The organism is Pelagibius sp. Alg239-R121 (assembly GCF_947331435.1).
GTDB lineage: Bacteria > Pseudomonadota > Alphaproteobacteria > Kiloniellales > Kiloniellaceae > Denitrobaculum.
In genome coordinates this window covers 76,224-90,034 of record NZ_CAMZOF010000001.1, presented here as the reverse complement: position 1 = coordinate 90,034, position 13,811 = coordinate 76,224, and the positions used below count along the sequence as shown (strand labels likewise).

Below are 13,811 nucleotides of genomic sequence, written 5' to 3'. Positions count from 1 at the left end.
GGCAGAGCTGCCCGGCTTATCGTTTTATGCCTGCGTTTTAGCTTATCTAGGAATGGTATCATGGCTCGTCGTTGCGACTTCTCCGGTAAAGGTGTTCAGGCCGGTAATAACGTAAGTCACGCGAACAACAGGACTCGCCGCCGGTTTCTGCCGAATCTTCAGCAGACCTCGATGTTGAGCGATGCCCTGGGTCAGACTGTTCAGTTCCGGCTCTGCACAAACACCATCCGTACCATCGAAAAGCGCGGCGGTCTGGATGCCTATCTCCTCTCGACTCCCAATGCCAAGCTGGGCCAGCGAGCCCGTCAGCTCAAGCGCCGAGTCAAGAAAGTCATCGAGAATCAGGCTGCTGCCTAAGGCGCACGCCAGATAGTTCGAGAAGAGGCCCGTTGTTCAACGGGCCTTTTTTATGCCCGGAACTTGCGTACAAGTGTCTTGCGCAGGTACATCACGGGATCATTCCTGTAGTTCGAAGAGCAGCAGCAGGGTCTGCTGCAAACCACTGAAATTGTCGTCCGATATCAGGTAGACCAGTGTTTCGCCGTCCGGTCCGCGTTTCACGTCGATTCCCTCCATGTTATCTATGGCCAGAGGCGGCCGGATGACTGCCAGTTCTTCGCCCATTAAAGTCGCTCCAGGCGCAATATCCTGTTCCTTGATACGCCGTAGCCGCATGGCGACACCGGTAAAGGGTGTGAAGGATCGCTCGACCACGAGAATCCCGCCGCCGGGCAGTCCTGCAGCTCCCGTCGGCTTAAAGGAACCCTCGCGCTGGAACCGCAGGTTGACCCAGGTTTTCTCGCCCTTTGGCTGCTTGCCGTCCCAGAGATAGGCCGCGGTCTGATTGTCCGCACCCTCTAATTCCTGAGCCTCAGTGATTGCCAGAATCCGCCCGTCGCGCAGGGTGACCAATGTCTCGATACCACCATTGCCGAAGGTCGTTGTCAGAGGTGGTGGTGTCGGCAGGGACGTCGGCAGGGATGTCGGCGCGTCACCGCCGGTAAAAGGGTTGGAAGGATAGCGCCAGACCCGGTGATTTCGCTCAAAGCTGACCAGCAGATCGCCGTTTGCATGGCGTGTCAGCGACTCGGCATCGCGCCAGCGCTTGTCAGTCAAAGGGATGCCCGCGAGGTCGGTAATCGGATTCATGACACCATCGGATAAATCGGTCAGCGTGCCGTCTGGCGCGTAACTCAGCTTTGCGCCGAACCATTGACCATCATCACTGGCGGCGATCATCGAACCAAGGTCATCGGCCACCAGGAGGCTCGAGAGTCCACCGAATTTGCCGGAAGGAGAGGTCAATTTCAGGCCGCCGCGCCATAGGAGCTTCCCGATCTGCCGGCGATCTGGCCGCGTGGGATGGAAGGGGCGTTGCGTCGCCGACACGGCAACCGGATCGGCCTGAACCGGTCCTGTCGCGCCGGCGCAGCCGATTGCGATTGCGAGCGGCAAGAAGCGAACTGAGCTAAGAAATTTCTGTGACAATTGACAAGCTTTTCCCTGAACGTCGGCGGAATTGCACGGATTTGTGAAGCATTGCAAGCCTCTGAGGATTGCCCTGAAGTTGAAAACATCCCGTTAGGCGTTAACTATAACCCGGTATCAGGAGTCTGAACGCTTTACTTTCTATTGAAGTCAAACGTGAATCAGCCTCTGTCTCATCCGGTTTTATCACCGATGAGCCGTTCTCAAAATCACCACCGGCCGCACAGACGGTCAACAGGGAGGTTTCCATGCAGACAGTAGCACGCAGACAGGTTCTCAGTGGCATTGCCGCCACTTCTTTCGCAGCTGTTTTGGCTGATCCACGATTGGCAAAGGCTGCGGCGGAGGATCTCGAGACGGTCTCGATCACCACCCAGGACGGACGTGACGTAAAGGCGGCCCTGGCCATGCCCGCCGCGCTGCCTGCGCCTGCCGTGCTGCTGGTACACGAGTGGTGGGGCTTGAACGACCAGATCAAGGTCGTTGCCGCCGAACTGGCCAAGGAAGGCTATATCGCCCTCGCTGTCGACCTCTATGACGAAAAGGTCGCGAACCAGCCAGAAGACGCCCGCGCCTACATGCAGGCGGTGGATCCCGATCAGGCGACAAACACGTTGCAGTCCTGGGTCGCCTGGCTGCGCGACCATGACGCGGTTGGCGGCAAAATCGGGACGGTGGGCTGGTGTTTTGGCGGCGGCTGGTCGCTGAATGCTTCCATTGCGGCACCTGTCGAAGCGACTGTGGTCTACTATGGCCGGGTGGCCCGCTCAGCCGAAGATCTCAAGGCATTGACCTCACCCGTGCTCGGCCACTATGCCACGGCGGACAAGTGGATCAATCAAGAGATGGTCGGGGCTTTCGAGGGCGAGATGGCCAAGGCTGAGAAGTCGAACCAATCCTATTGGTACGAAGCAGACCACGCTTTCGCCAACCCGACTTCGGCCCGCTACGACGAAGCCGACGCCAAGCTGGCCTGGGAGCGCACCCTGGCGTTCTTCAAGGAACACCTGGGCTAGGGGGTCTTGGAGATGTCGTCTTAGCTTTCAGAAGCATTAGCTGCCGCCGGCACTCCGCCGGCGGCGGTGATGGTGCGTCGCGGCATTCGGACCGCCCTCATCGAACAACTCCGCCAGCTTCTCCATCACCGTGCCACCCAGCTGTTCGGCGTCGACGATCGTGACGGCGCGCTTGTAATAGCGTGTCACGTCGTGACCGATGCCGATGGCCAGCAGCTCAACCGGTGAGCGGTTCTCGATGTAGGTGATGACTTCGCGCAGGTGCCGCTCCAGATAATTGCCCGGGTTGACCGACAGGGTCGAATCGTCCACCGGTGCACCATCCGAAATCACCATCAGGACGCGCCGTTGCTCCGATCGGGTGACGATCCGGTTATGCGCCCATAGAAGGGCTTCGCCGTCGATATTTTCCTTCAGGATGCCTTCGCGCAGCATCAGTCCGAGATTCTTACGGGCTCTGCGCCAGGGCGCGTCCGCCGATTTGTAGATAATATGGCGGACGTCGTTGAGGCGTCCCGGGTTCGGCGGCTTCCCGTCGCTGATCCAGCGCTCGCGTGACTGGCCGCCTTTCCACATTCGGGTCGTGAAGCCCAGGATTTCAACCTTGACGCCACAGCGCTCCAAGGTGCGCGCCAGGATATCCGCACTCATGGCGGCAACCGTAATCGGTCGGCCGCGCATAGAGCCGGAGTTGTCGATCAGCAGGCTCACGACCGTGTCGCGGAACTCCATGTCTTGCTCTTGCTTGTAGCTGAGCGAATGCGTGGGGCTGACAACGACACGGGTCAGCCGCGCGGTGTCGAGAATGCCTTCCTCGAGATTGAAGTCCCAGTTGCGGGTTTGCTGCGCCAGCAAACGGCGTTGCAATCGGTTGGCAAGCTTGGCGATCACGCCCTGCAGATGAGCCAACTGTTGATCCAGCATCTGGCGTAATCGGTTCAATTCATCCGGATCGCAGAGTTCGGCCGCATCGATTGTCTCGTCGAAAATCGATGTGTAGGGGTGGTAAGCTGCTTGATCCAGCGAGTTGCGGCGGTCCTGATGCTGGGGTGTTTCGGTCGGTTGGCCGGGCTGTTCGTCGCCCGCATCGGCCATCATCTCGCCATCGGCGTCGGCTTCCTGACCTTCACCGGAATCATCCTCGATCGCTTCGCCTTGCTGGCTTTCCAGGCTTTGCTGATCTTCCGCAGATTCCTGCTGTTCGCCTTCACCGCGCGAATCAGAGGGCGCGTCCTCGGCCCCGTCGCCATCTTCATTCTGGTCGTCTTCATCGCCGAAGTCGTCGTCGCTCGTTGCATCAAGATCGAGATGCCGCAGCATCTGCTTGACCACCCGCGCAAAGGTTTCTTGATCTTCCGCGGCCGAACCCATGTCGGCGAGATCCCGAAGCACGTTGGCGTCCAGATGCGGCCGCCAGAGATCGAGCAGTTTGCGCGCAGCCGGCGGCGGCGGCATCCCGCTGATCGCTTCACGAGCGAGAACCCGGAGGGCTTCCGACAGCGGCACGTCTTCGTGGCTGGCGACGCGGGTCAAGCCTTTGGCATGGCACTGTTCGGCCAGAGTTGCTTCCAGGTTGGCCGCGACTCCCGTCATGCGTCGCATGCCCAGGGCTTCACAACGGGCCTGTTCGACCGCATCGAAGACTTCGCGTGCCGATTCCGATTGAGGCCGCTGGCCCCGGTGAATCGCCTCGTTGTGGTATTTTAGGCGCAAGGCCACGGAATCGGCTTGCCCCCGGACCTGGGCGACATCGGAAGCCGGCAGGTCGCGTGCCGGCATCGGCAGACGAACCTCTGTGCCCGAGAGGCCTTGGCCGCTCGGGGTAAAGGTCGCTGTGATTTCTTCACGTTCCGAGATGGCGCGCAGCGTCGCCGCTGTCACGCGCTTGAATCTCTCGATCGGGCTTTCGCTTTGGTCCATGTTCTTCGCTTCGCGCTCTACATCCCGCCGGCTCTTGAGGCTTCAGGTATTCTCAAATGCCGGCAGAATGCTAATGCCGCCGCCGCTCTATACGAGCGACGCACTGCCTTCCTGGAGTTCGGTGCCGAAGCAACGCTGATAGTATTCCGCCACGATCCCGCGTTCGATCTCATCGCACTTGTTCAGGAAAGTGAGGCGGAAGGCGAAACCGACGTTACCGAAGATCTTTGCGTTCTGCGCCCAGGTGATCACCGTCCGCGGGCTCATAACAGTCGAGATATCGCCGTTGACGAAGCCGCTGCGTGTGAGGTCGGCCAGGGCGACCATGGCCGCGATGGCCTCGCGGCCTTCCTTGTCGTCGTAGTCCGGACACTTGGCCAGAACGATGTTCTCTTCTTCGTCGTGAGCCAGGTAGTTCAAGGTCGTGACGATATTCCAGCGGTCCATCTGGCCCTGGTTGATCTGCTGGGTGCCATGATAGAGACCCGTGGTATCACCCAGTCCGACCGTGTTGGCGGTCGAGAACAGGCGGAAAGCCGCGTGCGGCTTGATTACCTGGTTCTGATCGAGCAACGTCAGGCGGCCTTCGACTTCCAGCACACGCTGTATCACGAACATGACATCGGGCCGGCCGGCATCGTATTCGTCGAACACCAATGCGGTGGGGCGTTGCAAGGCCCAGGGTAAAAGACCTTCCCGGAACTCGGTGACCTGTTTGCCGTCCTTCAGGACGATGGCGTCCTTACCGATCAGATCGATACGACTGATATGGCTGTCCAGGTTGATCCGGATGCAGGGCCAGTTCAATCGTGCCGCAACCTGCTCGATATGGGTCGATTTTCCGGTCCCATGATAGCCTTGGACCATGACTCTGCGGTTATGGGCAAAGCCGGCGAGAATAGCGAGCGTGGTGTCGAGGTCGAAGCGATAGGCTTCGTCCAAATCGGGGACATAGGTGTTCGGCTGGCTGAAAGCCGGGATCTGCATGTCGCTGTCGATCCCGAAGGTCTGGCGTGCCGATACCGTGATATCCGGTCCCGCATTGGGCATTTCTGAGCCGCCGAGGGCAGGTGCTGAAGACATAAGTTACGGTCCGTTGATGAAGGTGTTCGAAAAGAGTGGAAGCCGTGGGTGTTACGGGCTTTGTCGGAAAGATATCTTGAGCGACGCGTAGGCCCGGGTGACATCCTTGAGACGATTTTCCGCTTCCGGATCACCACCATTTGCATCGGGATGGAGCTGTTTGGCCAGTCCTCGATACTTTGTGCGGATTTCCTGAAAGGTCACGGGATGTTTCAGTCCAAGGACCGAGAGCGCTTCGGATTCTTCGCTCTCCGGCGGCTTGGGAGTTTCTGATTTCGCCTGGTCTCCGAAAACTCCGAAATCGTCGTGCAGATTATCGCTTCGCCATCGCCTCGCCTGCGGCTTATCCTGTCCCAAGGGCCAGGTCTCCCGCTGCCAGACGGCGTCTTTGCGGCGTTCCCGCTCGATCTGCTGCTCGCTCATGCCTTTGAAGAAGTCCCAAGACTGGTTGTACAGCCGAATGTGCTCCAGGCAGAACCAGAGATAGCGGTTGAGCTGAAGGCGCGACTTCGGGGCGCGGTAAACGCCGTCGAGACCGCAGCCAGGAAACTGACAAGCGTATTCGGCGGCAGTTGCGCGCGAGTCGGAATATCCCGAATATCTTTGTGCCGAGCGTGACATAACCAAATTATGGATGCGGTGTTCGGGTGAGGCAAGGATTGTAGCGTGAATTTCGCAGGTTACCGTTAAGACCGGATGGATCGCGAAGCCTTACGCCTATTGACTTGGATCTTGGCAGGTGCAGTTTGCGTAAAACCTAGGCAAAAAGTCCGTCGCTGCCGCTCCCTTGCCATGGCGGGATACCCGACAGTCCGAAACAATCCTTAAGGGGTGAGTTGACGACGGAACGTCAAACGAGAGACCAATATTTTCAATGCACAGGACGATCGAACCATGAAGACAGCCGAACGTATCGAGGAAAAACTGACCGCCGCTTTGTCGCCTCTGCGGCTGACGGTCGTTGACGATTCGCACAAACATGAGGGGCACTCGGGTTGGCGCGAGGGCGGCGGAACGCACTTCAGGGTAGAGGTCGTCTCCGAACTCTTCGATGGTAAATCTCGAGTTGATCGGCAACGTATGGTCTATAATCTCTTGGCGGATGAACTTTCCGACACTGTTCACGCGCTCCAGTTAAAAACGCTTGCACCATTGGAAGACACGAGGCGATAATTTAAATGCACCAATTAAGTGTATTATACTTTTCCAAACACACCTAATGTGGGCATTGACGAAAAAAGATCTATCTATAATAGTGTGTCATAAAAAAAATACACCTATAGAGGCAAATGAAGTCTGCCTGTTGGGTCGTGTTATTGGTCGGTAGGAGAAGTGAACTGATTCGGTCGGGTGCGGAAGGGCAAGATGGACAGGGCCAGGAGGTGCGGTCCGAAAGCAGCCTGGTGAGCCGAAATATTCTGGTCGCCGGACGCCGGACGAGCCTGCGCCTGGAGCCAGTGATGTGGGACGCCCTGAGCGAAGTGTGCCGGCGTGAATCGAAGAACGCCAATGAACTCTGCACAATGATCGATGCGCGACGGAACGAATCGAGCCTCACAGCTGCGGTGCGTGTTTTCATCCTCGCGTATTTTATGGCTGCTGCAACCGAGGAAGGCCACGCCATCGCCGGCCACGGTTCTTTGGTAGACGATTCGGCTGCGGATGAAGCCGTTACAGACGGTGCGGTCTAGTGCACCACACTAGGTTGGCAGCTTTCGCAACTGGCGTCGTAGGGCTTTATTCGTTGGCGGCTTCTGCCTTACCGCCGGTGTAGAATGCGGGCCAGTTTTTCCGCGCCACTTCGCCGTCGCTGCTAAAGGTATGACAGCTGTTGAGGAGTGGCGGCTTGGTCGTCGGTGGTGCAGGTGATTTCTTCCGCTTTTTTGCCAGAGTCGGATACAGCGTTTGATATGCGACCGTCGCCATGGCGCTGAGCATTTCCACCAGATGCGTGCAGCCTTCGACGCCGCCGACTTTGCTCCGAAGCTTTTGACGCCATCCCGGACCGATCCTCAGGCCCACGACCTTTTGAAAGTTGGGCGTGATCACCGGGCAGATCTCGTAGGGACCAGCGTCGGTGACGGCCTCGATGCCGTGGATCAGGAACTCTTCGTCAATTGTCAGGCGGATCCACATATCGTGAAGCGGTTCCTCGGCCTCTATATAGCCGCGAAAATCGTTCGGAAAACCGTAAGGTTTAACGTCGGTCATATGGCCTTCGATGTCCCAAAGACCGTCTTTCCGCGCAAATCCTTTAAAGTCGAAGCGCCGTGTATGCTGGAGTTCGCGTTCGACTGCTGGTGACAGCGCCATGAAACCCTTTCGTTGGAGGCTGGTTGTTTTGCGTCGTCTCAGAGCGAAACGTGAATCAGCCCCTCTTTCAGTGTGTTAGAGAACGTCTGCTCTCTAAAGCAGCTAGATCGAAGCGCGGTCAATTGAACTTAATCGATCGCGGATATCCTGATCTAATTGAAAATGATGGCGCAGCTTAATGGCATTTGATCCGATCCAGGCTGCCCCAAGCAGCGAAATATAGTGTGGCGGCGGCAGAACGGCAACATGCCGGGTCCCAACAATTCGTACGGCCATCTGTTGACGGCATCTTGAGGTTACATCTGGGCGAGCCGAGACTGAAATTCGGAAATCCGGCTCGATAGAGATTGAGCTTCGGAGGCGAGACCGCGCGAGGCGTCCAGAAGGTTCTGCGCGGTGCCGCCTGTATTATCCGCCTGAGAGTGCACCTGTTCGATGATCTGCGACATCCGCTCGGAACCGTTTGCAATATCTCCCACATTTTCCGAGATATCGTTGGCAGACTGGCTTTGTTCGGTGATGGCCTGTGCGATGCCGTTTTGAATTTCTTCGACTTGCTGCATGACCTTGCGGACGTGTTCCATCGAGACCGACGCTGAATTCACCTGAGTCTGGATACTGGAAACCATGGTGGAAATCTGTTCGGTCGACTCTTCCGTTTGACCTGCCAGAGCCTTTACTTCGCTTGCGACCACTGCGAAGCCTCGACCAGCCTCGCCTGCGCTGGCAGCTTCGATTGTGGCGTTCAGGGCCAGAAGTTTGGTCTGTCCTGTGACCCTCGAAATCAGGTCCACGACTTCGTTGATATTGTTGCTGGATTCTCTCAGGTCGCCGATCGCATCGTTCCCGCGATTGAGTGCGGCCAGCGCATCATTGACCGTACTCCGGGCTTCTTGTGCCTGGCTCGAAATGTCGGTGACACTGGCAGTCATCTGCTCTGTTGCACCAGCTGCGGTTTGGGCGCGCGACGAGGCAGACTGGGCGATGCTGCCGGCGTCCTTGGAGTGCTTGACGGTTTGATCCGATTGGTCCGCCAGGGATGCCGACAACTCTTCCAGAACCCTGGCCTGCTCGGCCACGATTCCTGATACCCGTTCGACCTCGGTCATCAGGTCGCTGGACAAGCGCCGGTTTTCCTCCTGCTCGGTGATTTCCGACCAGGTCATCATACTGCTGACAAAACGGCCATCGTCTTCCCGGACCGCCGAAACCGCCACGTCGAGGGCCAGTCCGTCGGTTTCGAAAGTTCTTTGCAGGGGCAGCTTGTCCTGATCGATTGCAACGGCTTTGAATTCAGCTCCCAATGCGAAACTTTCGCAGGAGCGTCCGATAAGATCGGAGGCCTCGTTGCCGCCCTTGCCGAGCGCTGTACGCGCGGCCTGATTGGCAAAGACGATGTGACCGTTTAGGTCAATCAGCAAGGTATTGACCGGATTGGTTTCGACCATGTTTTGCAGCCGCATGACATTTCCGACGTTTTCACGCAGTTTCGCCAGAGCCTGTCCCATGCTTTGGAATTCGTCCTTTCCGCTCGGCGGGATCTCGATATCGTTCCGTCCGCTGCTGATATGGGTCATGGCTTGCGAGAATGCCTTGAGTTTGCTGAAGACAGCGAAGCGCAGCAGCAGCCAGCCGGCCAGCCAGGCCGTAAGGAAGACCATTGCGAGCAACTCGATGGCGACGTTTCTCAGATCGGACAATCCGGTTGAAAAGGACGAGATGTCACGGGTCAGCTTGGCGTTGATCCACGCGTCATTGAGGTTACCCGGAACGACAACATCAATGATCACGCTGTTTGCGGCTGTGTTTACCCCTGTGTTTGCGGGCGTCTCCGGCGTATCGACAGTTGCTGACGCTCCTGATTCCTGACTGTGGGATGCCTCGGCGTTGGACGGCGTTGCAGCATCTGAGTTGACCTCGTTTCCACCATTTTCGTTCGCAAGCGCTGCGGTGGTCCGGGCGCTGAGGCTTTCGAAGATCGGCGCGCCATCGGCATCGACGATGATTTCGCCGTTACGATCCGTCACGGCAATGTCAGCGTCGACGACCTGCCCCAGATCCGTGATGTAATTCAAGGGATCCGTGACCAGTTCCACGAAACCCACGGCTTTGAAACCGCCGGCCGGCAGAATCATGCTGTGCAGTGGCCGGCCGGCTTCGCTTTGCCAAGTGTAATCGGACCTGCGGCGTTGCGCTGCCTTGTCGCGGCTTGCAAGCTCACCCAGAACAGTTGGGTTGGACGAGATGGTCTCGCCGCTTCCTTTCGAAGAATGGGTGAGAACCTGCATGTTGAGATCATACAGTACGACATTGCGCAGAATAATCTGCTTCTGCGTGACCTCTTTGTTCCGGTGAAAAGCGTCGGCGGAGGCCTGAATAGCTTTGGCATCGCCATCCTTGATCGACTTCGCGAGCAGCTTTTCGCGCACCCAGCCACTGACCAGCGGGCCGATAATCTGGTCGTACTGCTTTGTCACCCGATCTTTGATCAGGAACTGCAGAAGCTCCGATGAGGACGCGTTGACGTTGCCGATCGCGAACTTCTGGAAATTCTCGAAAACCCAAAGCTGCGAACCGGCGGTCGCGAGCGACGCGGCAAGACCAAGGACCAAGAGGATGCGGCGCAAGGTCCAAAACAAACTGCGCCCAGATCCAATCTGTTCAGATCCTTTATGGGCGGACGAAGTATTCCCCGACATGAAAACCTGTTCCCGAAACCAATTTTAAGATTAAGCCAAGAGCACAACGCTCCTGCTGGGTTCAGGCTATAGGCGGAAGACTTACATTTCTCTTAAAGGGTTAAAAACCCGGATGGCAAAGTCTCTTTTTTGGTGTGCAACTTTTTAACCCGCAGCAACTGTCGGTTCTGCGGCTCCGGTGCTTGCGCCATCGGGTAGCCGCTCGATCTTTATCGACGTGATCTGATTGCGCATGCGCCCGACGATCTCGAAGCGGCAGCCATGAAAAACGAAGACCTGTCCGATGTCGGGAATCCGCCGGGCTTCATGCAGGACCAGGCCGGCGATGGTCGAAGCCTCTTCGTCAGGCAGGTACCACTCGAACTGGCGGTTGAGATCCCGGATGGTGACTTCGCCGTCGACCAGCAGCGAGCCATCCTTTTCGAGCTGTACGCCGTCGATATCGACGTCGTGCTCGTCGGCGATATCTCCCACGATCTCTTCCAGTATGTCCTCCAGGGTCACGATCCCGAGCACTTCGCCGTACTCGTCGACCACGATGGCGAAGTGTTCGTGCCGGCTGCGGAAGGCTTGTAACTGAGACAGCAGGTCCGTGGATTCCGGGATGAACCAGGCCTTTGCAGCTATCGAGCCGACATCGAGGCTTTCAAGATCGGACGGGTTGGCCTGGACGGCGCGCAAAAGAGCCTTGGCATGGAGGACGCCGACGATATTATCGCTGTCGCCCTGCCATAGCGGTAATCGGGTGTAAGGACTGGTAAGAACGTCGTCGACGATCTTGGCCGGTGGCTGGTCGACGTCGATTGCGACCACATTCTTGCGATGGGTCATGATCTCTTCGACCTCGACGTCGCCCAGATCCAGGATGGATCTCAACATCTGACGCTCGTGCCGGATTTCCTCGCCGATGCCCGAATGCAGGTCGATCGCGCCGCGCAATTCTTCTTCTGCCACGTCCTCCGCGAGGCTGGCGGAAAGGTCGATGCCGAAGAGTTTGAGGGTCGAACGTACGATCCATTGGATCGTCAGGGTGATCGGCCCCAGCACCAAGACGATCGGCCGCAGTAGAGGCGCGACAGCCAATGCCGATTTGTCGGCATTATGCAGGGCGTAGGTTTTGGGCAGAACCTCTGCGAAGATCAGGACCAGCAACGTCATGCCGAGGGTTGCATAGGCGACGCCGGCTTCACCGAACCAGCCGATCATCAAGCTTGTTGTCAGGGCGGAGGCCGAGATGTTTACAAGGTTGTTGCCGAGCAGGATGGCGCCGATCAGGCGTTCCTTGCGTTCCCACAGTCGGTTGACCACGGCTGCCCGGTGATTGCCGTCCTGTTCCAGGGTGTGCATTCGCGGCCGTGATGCAGCCGTCAGGGACGTCTCGGACCCTGAAAAGAAGGCCGAGATCACCAGCAGTGCAACGATGGCCCACAACGCGATAATCAGCTCAGTTTCCATGGCGGGTCTTCAATTTGTCCTTTGGGTAAAGATTGTTACGCGGCGAGACTCGTCTTGAGCAGGCCTTCGACATCATTCAGTTCGACATTGCGTTCCAGAAAGGCTTCGCCGATGGCGCGGGCGAGGACGAAAGTGATGCGGCCATCCGAAATTTTTTTGTCCCGCATCATATGCGAGACCAGTGTGGCGCTGCTCCAGCCCGCGCCGGTGCGGGCGTTACCGCCAATGGCAGTCAGGTCGACAGGCAGTCCGCAGTGCTGAAGATGTGCGCGGACTCGTGCGGCATCCTCCGGCGGACAGAGTTCCATCTGCACCGAGAGATCGAACGCCATGACCATGCCCAGAGCGACCGCTTCCCCATGGATCAGCCCGCCGCCGTAACCGGCTTCGGCTTCGAAGGCATGACCAAAGGTATGGCCCAGGTTCAGCAGTGCGCGCAGGCCAGCTTCCCGTTCGTCCTGGGCAACGATGTCCGCTTTCGCCCGGCAGCTTGTCAGCACGGCTTCGCGGCGCAGATCCCGGTCACCATCAATCAAAGTCTGGCCGTTTTTCTCAAGCCAGGCAAAAAACCCGGGATCGTTGATCAGGCCGTATTTGACGACTTCGGCATAGCCGGCCAGGAATTCGCGCCGCGGCAGGCTCTCCAGCACATCCATGTCGGCCAGTACCAGCCGGGGCTGATGAAAACTGCCGACCAGGTTCTTTCCGCGCCCGGTATTGATGCCAGTTTTGCCGCCGACGGAACTGTCGACCTGAGCCAGCAGTGTCGTTGGAATTTGGATGAAGTCGAGACCGCGCAGGGTAACGGCGGCGGCGAAACCTGTTAAATCGCCGATTACGCCTCCCCCCAAGGCAACCAAGGTGGAGCCGCGCTCGACGCCCGCCGCCAGCAGGTGATCGATCAGCTCTTCCAGTTTGGCGAAGGACTTGGTTTGTTCGCCCGCGGCAAGTACCAGACTTTTGAAGGCGATACCCGAAGCCTCAAGAGAGCGCTCCAACGCGGGCAGATGCAGCGTCGCCACATTTTCGTCGGTGATGATGAACACGGACTTTTGCCGCAGGACCGGCAGCAGATGGCTGCCGGCTTCAGCGATCAACCCGCTTCCAACCTTGATTTCGTACGCCCGGTCGCCGAGCGAGACCTCCAGGCTTTCCGTCGATGTCATCTTTATTATTCCCCGGCCTTGCGCAGGCTGTTGGTATCCTCGCGGGCCTCGCCCTGGTTCGACAGGAAGGCGGTGATGGCGTCCAGAGCACGCTGAACCGTCGTCTCCACGGGCCCGTCGACGGAATCGATAATGACGTCAGCTTCACCATAGACCGGATAGCGCTTGTCGATGAGATCGCCGAGAATCTGACGGGGGTTGCCCTGATGCAGCAGGGGCCGGTGGTTTCGGCGGCTGGTGCGTTTGACCAGCAGATCCAGGTCTGCGCGCAGCCAGAGCGAGTTTGCGTGCTGCCGGATGGTTTCGCGGGTACGCGGATCCATGAAGGCGCCGCCGCCGGTCGCCAGGATTTGAATCTTGCCGTTCAGCAGCCGCTCGATGACCCGGCGTTCTCCGTCTCTGAAAGCGGCTTCACCGTGCCGTTCGAAAATTTCCTGAATGGTACAGCCGGCAGCCGCTTCGATCTCCGTGTCAGCGTCGACGAAAGGAAGCTCCAGAGCTTCCGATAGCCGGCGGCCGATACAGCTCTTACCCGCGCCCATCAGTCCGACCAGCACCAGAGCTTTCGGCAGGCGTAATTCGGCGGTCTCTTTTCCCGCTTCGTCGTCCTGTGGTGCCGGGTCTGCAATCTTTGTCTTCACGTCTTTCGACCGTTATTTCCCATCCCGGCT

Annotated in this window: 13 protein-coding genes; 4 read left to right on the top strand and 9 right to left on the bottom strand. The window is 58.2% G+C overall.

Annotation, left to right across the window (positions count from 1 at the left end; genetic code table 11):
* Positions 1-60 precede the first annotated feature (60 nt).
* Entirely contained in the window at positions 61-357 is a 297-nt protein-coding gene (rpmB, locus tag QMZ18_RS00380) for a 50S ribosomal protein L28 (RefSeq protein ID WP_282604243.1), read from the top strand.
* Positions 358-456: 99 nt separating this feature from the next.
* Here rpmB and QMZ18_RS00375 read toward each other — a convergent pair whose 3' ends face one another.
* The gene (locus tag QMZ18_RS00375; RefSeq protein WP_282604242.1) at positions 457-1,488 is read right to left on the bottom strand and encodes an esterase-like activity of phytase family protein; all 1,032 of its coding nucleotides are present in this window, start codon (positions 1,486-1,488) and stop codon (positions 457-459) included.
* 248 nt (positions 1,489-1,736) lie between these two features.
* Between QMZ18_RS00375 and QMZ18_RS00370 the strand changes: the two genes are divergently transcribed.
* On the top strand, positions 1,737-2,504 hold the full coding sequence (locus QMZ18_RS00370) for a dienelactone hydrolase family protein (protein WP_282604241.1): 768 nt from the start codon (positions 1,737-1,739) through the stop codon (positions 2,502-2,504).
* A gap of 36 nt (positions 2,505-2,540) precedes the next feature.
* On the opposite strand, the gene cobT is transcribed toward QMZ18_RS00370, so the two are convergent.
* From cobT to QMZ18_RS00355, 3 genes are all read right to left on the bottom strand, one after another.
* Positions 2,541-4,424 carry a cobaltochelatase subunit CobT gene (gene cobT, locus QMZ18_RS00365; protein ID WP_282604240.1) on the bottom strand — a complete coding sequence of 628 codons (1,884 nt, stop codon included), beginning with the start codon at positions 4,422-4,424 and terminating at the stop codon, positions 2,541-2,543.
* 87 nt (positions 4,425-4,511) lie between these two features.
* Positions 4,512-5,507: a cobaltochelatase subunit CobS gene (gene cobS, locus QMZ18_RS00360; RefSeq protein WP_282604239.1), complete on the bottom strand. Its 996-nt coding sequence runs from the start codon at positions 5,505-5,507 to the stop codon at positions 4,512-4,514.
* A gap of 51 nt (positions 5,508-5,558) precedes the next feature.
* Positions 5,559-6,128, bottom strand: a complete 570-nt coding sequence (locus QMZ18_RS00355) for a J domain-containing protein (protein WP_282604238.1) — start codon at positions 6,126-6,128, stop codon at positions 5,559-5,561.
* A 273-nt stretch (positions 6,129-6,401) separates the two neighbouring features.
* Here QMZ18_RS00355 and QMZ18_RS00350 point away from each other — a divergent pair, with 273 nt between their 5' ends.
* Positions 6,402-6,680, top strand: coding sequence for a BolA family transcriptional regulator (locus tag QMZ18_RS00350; protein ID WP_282604237.1), 279 nt, complete (start codon positions 6,402-6,404; stop codon positions 6,678-6,680).
* Between the two features lie 230 nt (positions 6,681-6,910).
* On the top strand, positions 6,911-7,198 hold the full coding sequence (locus tag QMZ18_RS00345) for a ribbon-helix-helix domain-containing protein (protein WP_282604235.1): 288 nt from the start codon (positions 6,911-6,913) through the stop codon (positions 7,196-7,198).
* A gap of 46 nt (positions 7,199-7,244) precedes the next feature.
* Here the strand turns inward: QMZ18_RS00345 and QMZ18_RS00340 are convergent, their stop codons facing one another.
* From QMZ18_RS00340 to QMZ18_RS00320, 5 genes are all read right to left on the bottom strand, one after another.
* A complete protein-coding gene (locus QMZ18_RS00340; RefSeq protein WP_282604234.1) occupies positions 7,245-7,820 on the bottom strand; it encodes a DUF2889 domain-containing protein in 576 nt (191 codons plus the stop codon).
* 296 nt (positions 7,821-8,116) lie between these two features.
* Positions 8,117-10,519: a methyl-accepting chemotaxis protein gene (locus QMZ18_RS00335; RefSeq protein WP_282604233.1), complete on the bottom strand. Its 2,403-nt coding sequence runs from the start codon at positions 10,517-10,519 to the stop codon at positions 8,117-8,119.
* A 144-nt stretch (positions 10,520-10,663) separates the two neighbouring features.
* Positions 10,664-11,974: an HlyC/CorC family transporter gene (locus QMZ18_RS00330; protein ID WP_282604232.1), complete on the bottom strand. Its 1,311-nt coding sequence runs from the start codon at positions 11,972-11,974 to the stop codon at positions 10,664-10,666.
* 35 nt (positions 11,975-12,009) lie between these two features.
* Complete coding sequence (gene aroB / locus QMZ18_RS00325) at positions 12,010-13,140, bottom strand: 3-dehydroquinate synthase (RefSeq protein WP_282604231.1); 1,131 nt, start codon at positions 13,138-13,140, stop codon at positions 12,010-12,012.
* A gap of 5 nt (positions 13,141-13,145) precedes the next feature.
* The gene (locus QMZ18_RS00320; RefSeq protein WP_322097156.1) at positions 13,146-13,769 is read right to left on the bottom strand and encodes a shikimate kinase; all 624 of its coding nucleotides are present in this window, start codon (positions 13,767-13,769) and stop codon (positions 13,146-13,148) included.
* Positions 13,770-13,811 lie beyond the last annotated feature (42 nt).

Excerpts from the sequence above, each read along its gene's own strand:
- cobT (WP_282604240.1), bottom strand. The coding sequence starts at position 4,424 with ATGGACCAAAGCGAAAGCCCGATCGAGAGATTCAAGCGCGTGACAGCG.
- QMZ18_RS00370 (WP_282604241.1), top strand. The coding sequence starts at position 1,737 with ATGCAGACAGTAGCACGCAGACAGGTTCTCAGTGGCATTGCCGCCACT.
- QMZ18_RS00355 (WP_282604238.1), bottom strand. The coding sequence starts at position 6,128 with ATGTCACGCTCGGCACAAAGATATTCGGGATATTCCGACTCGCGCGCA.
- QMZ18_RS00335 (WP_282604233.1), bottom strand. The coding sequence starts at position 10,519 with ATGTCGGGGAATACTTCGTCCGCCCATAAAGGATCTGAACAGATTGGA.
- QMZ18_RS00330 (WP_282604232.1), bottom strand. The coding sequence starts at position 11,974 with ATGGAAACTGAGCTGATTATCGCGTTGTGGGCCATCGTTGCACTGCTG.
- cobS (WP_282604239.1), bottom strand. The coding sequence starts at position 5,507 with ATGTCTTCAGCACCTGCCCTCGGCGGCTCAGAAATGCCCAATGCGGGA.
- aroB (WP_282604231.1), bottom strand. The coding sequence starts at position 13,140 with ATGACATCGACGGAAAGCCTGGAGGTCTCGCTCGGCGACCGGGCGTAC.
- QMZ18_RS00340 (WP_282604234.1), bottom strand. The coding sequence starts at position 7,820 with ATGGCGCTGTCACCAGCAGTCGAACGCGAACTCCAGCATACACGGCGC.
- QMZ18_RS00350 (WP_282604237.1), top strand. The coding sequence starts at position 6,402 with ATGAAGACAGCCGAACGTATCGAGGAAAAACTGACCGCCGCTTTGTCG.
- rpmB (WP_282604243.1), top strand. The coding sequence starts at position 61 with ATGGCTCGTCGTTGCGACTTCTCCGGTAAAGGTGTTCAGGCCGGTAAT.